This is a genomic window from Aquiflexum sp. (genome assembly GCF_977115555.1).
The window spans coordinates 1-3,469 of sequence record NZ_CDSBKL010000416.1; the positions used below are offsets into that span (position 1 = coordinate 1).

Below are 3,469 nucleotides of genomic sequence, written 5' to 3' on the forward strand. Positions count from 1 at the left end.
TTGCTACGGGATTTAAGACTTTTTGACCCCGATAAATATCTAGAGGATATTACCAAATCAACAGACTCTTTACTTTATAAGGATTACGTTGATTTAAAAAGACGCTTAAGTATTGTTTCTGAGGATACAATTTCCCTGGATTGGGCACCTACAAATCAATTGGTTCAAGTTTCAGAACAGGTACTTATAGATAGTATCTGGGTTACAGCTTTCGAATACTACTCGGCATGGGATAGTAAAAAAATAAATATATACGATTTCAACCCAAAGGATTTTAAAGATACTGTTCAGATCAAGTTGTTTGATCCTTTTTTTGGGACAGATTGGAAGATGCCCTTGGAAGAAACCCGAATTACATCTGAATTTGGATTTAGAAGATACCGCTGGCATCATGGTACTGACCTTAAGCTGAATGTAGGTGATCCTGTATATAGTTCTTTTGATGGAATCGTCAGAATTCGTTCATATGATAGAAATGGCTATGGCTATTATGTAGTAGTCAGGCATAAAAATGGCTTAGAGACGCTCTATGGCCACTTGTCGAAGTTCCGGGTAGAAGTAGGCCAAGAAGTAAAAGCAGGTGAATTGATAGCCTTGGGAGGCAATACAGGAAGAAGCACGGGTCCTCATTTGCATTTTGAGATCAGGTTTCAGGGCCTCTCAATTAATCCAACGGAAGTGTTTGATTTTAACCTTGGAAGTATCAAAGGTCAATATTATGACATTACTTCTTCTAGTTTTGATCATGTACTCAAAGCACAAGAAGCAATTTATCATAGAGTAAGAAGTGGTGAGACCTTAAGTTCCATCGCACGAAGGTACGGAGTCCGAGTCAGCACTTTGACGAGGTTGAATGGCATATCAACCAATACTATTTTAAAAGTGGGAAGAAGGCTGAGAGTAAAATAGACAGATTAATGTAATCTGAAGGTTAATCCAAAAAATATGAAATTAGATATTCTTGTTATTGCAGCGCACCCTGATGATGCAGAATTGGCTTGTTCAGGGACAATTGCAGCACAAATCGCCAAAGGTTATAAAGTAGGGATCCTTGACCTTACCAAAGGTGAAATGGGTACCAGGGGAACGCCCGAACTCCGTTTGCAGGAATCTGAAGCCGCCTCAAAAATCATGGGAATTTCTGTTAGGGAAAATTTGGGCTTCAAAGATATTTTTTTTAAAGACGATGACAGCCACAGGCTTGAAATAGTAAAAATTATCAGAAAATATAAGCCTGAGATTGTTCTTGCAAATGCTATTACTGATAGACACCCAGACCATGGAAAAGGCAGTGCAGTGGCTTCCAACGCCTGTTTTATGAGTGGGCTTAGGAAAATTGAAACTGAATTAGAAGGATCAGTTCAGGATCCTTGGCGACCAAAACACGTGTATCATTATATTCAGAACAATTTTATCAAGCCTGATTTTGTGGTCGATATCACAGATTTTTGGGAAACAAAAATTGAAAGTATAAAAGCTTTCCGGTCCCAGTTTTACGATCCTAATAACAAGGAACCTCAAAGTTTTATTTCATCTGAGGAATTTTTAGACTTTATAGAGGCACGTTCAAGGGAATTTGGTCATAGCATCATGGCCAAATATGGAGAAGGATTTACAGTAGAAAGAACCTTGGGAATAACTGATTTATTTGACCTCAAATAAATCAGTTATTCCCTTAGTCATTAAGGGGCAAGCCTTTCGATTTTCCATGAACCATCAGCTTCTTTTTGATAATGGATTCTATCGTGAAGCCTGCTTGGTCTACCTTGCCAAAACTCCGCCTCATCCGGGATCAATCTGTATCCACCCCAGTGTTCAGGTCTGGTAATGGTGTTTTTGGCTATTTTTTGCCGTACTTCGGACTCTCTCTTTTCAAGGTAGGCTCGGTCAGGAATAACTTCGCTCTGGGGAGAAGCCCAGGCTCCTACCTGACTTGCAAAAGGTCTCGAAAAAAAATAATCATCAGATTCCTTTGGAGTGATTTTTGACACTTTCCCCATAAATCTTATCTGTCTTTCCAATTCAGGCCAGAAGAAAGTAATAGCCGCAAATGGATTGGCTTCAAGCTCTTTTCCTTTAGTGCTTTTATAATTAGTAAAAAATACCAAACCCGTATCCACATCCTTAAGTAGTACAATTCTCGAATTAGGCCTTCCATCAGGACGGACAGTAGAAAGGTGCATGGCATTCAATTCATGCAATTTAGACTGATGCGCTTCATTTACCCATATTTTAAATTGATCAATTGGAGATGAATTAACATCTTTTTCATCAAGCGATTTTAATGTGTAATCAATTCGAATATCTGCCAGTTTCATAAGATTTTATATTTTAATTCTAAAATTACCAGACTTATTGCATTTATAAAATTTAGATATAACTTAAGAAAAATAATCGAACACTTTTTTTTATGAGCCAAAGCTTCAAAAAAACGCCATTAGCAGGTCAGCTACTGATATCTGAACCTTTTTTACAGGATGAAAATTTTGTAAGATCCGTGATACTTTTATGTGAAAACAACGAAAATGGATCTTTTGGTCTTGTCTTAAATAAATTATCCATTTTGAAAATAAGTGAGCTCGTTGAGGATTTCTTTTTTTTGGACTTTGATGTATATGTCGGAGGCCCGGTAGAGCAGAATACTCTCCATTTTGTGTACACAGGAAATGAAGCACTCCCGGGAAGTATAGCGCTTGGAGAAGGCTTGTGGTGGGGAGGAGATTTTGAAATCCTTACTCAAAAACTTAAAAATGGTGAGTTTCACAATGGAAATATCCGCTTTTTTATAGGATACTCAGGATGGACGGAGGGACAGCTAGATGAGGAATTGGAAGGTGAAACATGGATTGTATGTGAAAAAATTGAGCCCGAATATATTTTTAATGATTCAGCTGTAGAATTATGGAGAAATATTTTGAAAAACATGGGCGGTGAATTTCAGCTTTTGGCAAATTATCCAATTGATCCAAGGCTAAATTGATCCAATTTTATTACTTTTGTTTTAGACGTCCTGCAAAAAAGTATCAGTATTATTATGAGCAATGAAAAAGAAGTGTCTGAAGAAGACAAGGTGACCCATACCAATGAAGAAATTCAAGAAGTACAGGGTAATTCAATAGAAAGTGAAAAAATTTTGGAACCTGATGTGGTCGACCAAATTGAACCTGAAGTGGTTGACCAAGCTGAACTTGAAGCAGTTGACCAAGCTGAACCTGAAGTCGTCGAGCATGAACATGAGGAGGAAATTGCGGAGTCGGTTGATTATTCAGATTTCTCCAAAAATCAACTTTTATCTGCTTTAAAGCAATTATTGGAGACCGAAAAGTACCTGAAGATAGATGGTACAGTAAATGAAATAAAGACTCATTTTGACGAGATTTTTCAAAAAGAAAAAGAATCAGCTTTAGAGGAATTCACTAATAATGGTGGGACTTCGGACGATTTTGAATATAGACCTTCTGAGGAAGAC

4 protein-coding genes and 1 pseudogene are annotated in these 3,469 nt (G+C 37.5%); 4 read left to right on the top strand and 1 reads right to left on the bottom strand.

Features of this window, described 5'->3' with window-relative positions:
- Window positions 1-909, top strand: a 909-nt coding sequence (locus ACZFYI_RS17595; protein WP_462525432.1) for a peptidoglycan DD-metalloendopeptidase family protein, incomplete at its 5' end; no start/stop codon positions are given.
- Between the two features lie 36 nt (window positions 910-945).
- Window positions 946-1,662, top strand: a complete 717-nt coding sequence (bshB1, locus tag ACZFYI_RS17600) for a bacillithiol biosynthesis deacetylase BshB1 (protein ID WP_462525433.1) — start codon at window positions 946-948, stop codon at window positions 1,660-1,662.
- A gap of 20 nt (window positions 1,663-1,682) precedes the next feature.
- Here bshB1 and pdxH read toward each other — a convergent pair whose 3' ends face one another.
- The gene (pdxH, locus tag ACZFYI_RS17605; RefSeq protein ID WP_462525434.1) at window positions 1,683-2,318 is read right to left on the bottom strand and encodes a pyridoxamine 5'-phosphate oxidase; all 636 of its coding nucleotides are present in this window, start codon (window positions 2,316-2,318) and stop codon (window positions 1,683-1,685) included.
- A 92-nt stretch (window positions 2,319-2,410) separates the two neighbouring features.
- Between pdxH and ACZFYI_RS17610 the strand changes: the two genes are divergently transcribed.
- Together ACZFYI_RS17610 and ACZFYI_RS17615 are read left to right on the top strand one after the other, a co-directional pair.
- Entirely contained in the window at window positions 2,411-2,980 is a 570-nt protein-coding gene (locus ACZFYI_RS17610; RefSeq protein ID WP_462525435.1) for a YqgE/AlgH family protein, read from the top strand.
- A gap of 54 nt (window positions 2,981-3,034) precedes the next feature.
- Window positions 3,035-3,469 (top strand): annotated as a pseudogene (locus ACZFYI_RS17615) (hypothetical protein); the annotation flags it as partial.

Bases quoted from the DNA above. Each gene is read 5' to 3' on its own strand.
- bshB1 (WP_462525433.1), top strand. From the start codon at position 946: ATGAAATTAGATATTCTTGTTATTGCAGCGCACCCTGATGATGCAGAA.
- pdxH (WP_462525434.1), bottom strand. From the start codon at position 2,318: ATGAAACTGGCAGATATTCGAATTGATTACACATTAAAATCGCTTGAT.
- ACZFYI_RS17610 (WP_462525435.1), top strand. From the start codon at position 2,411: ATGAGCCAAAGCTTCAAAAAAACGCCATTAGCAGGTCAGCTACTGATA.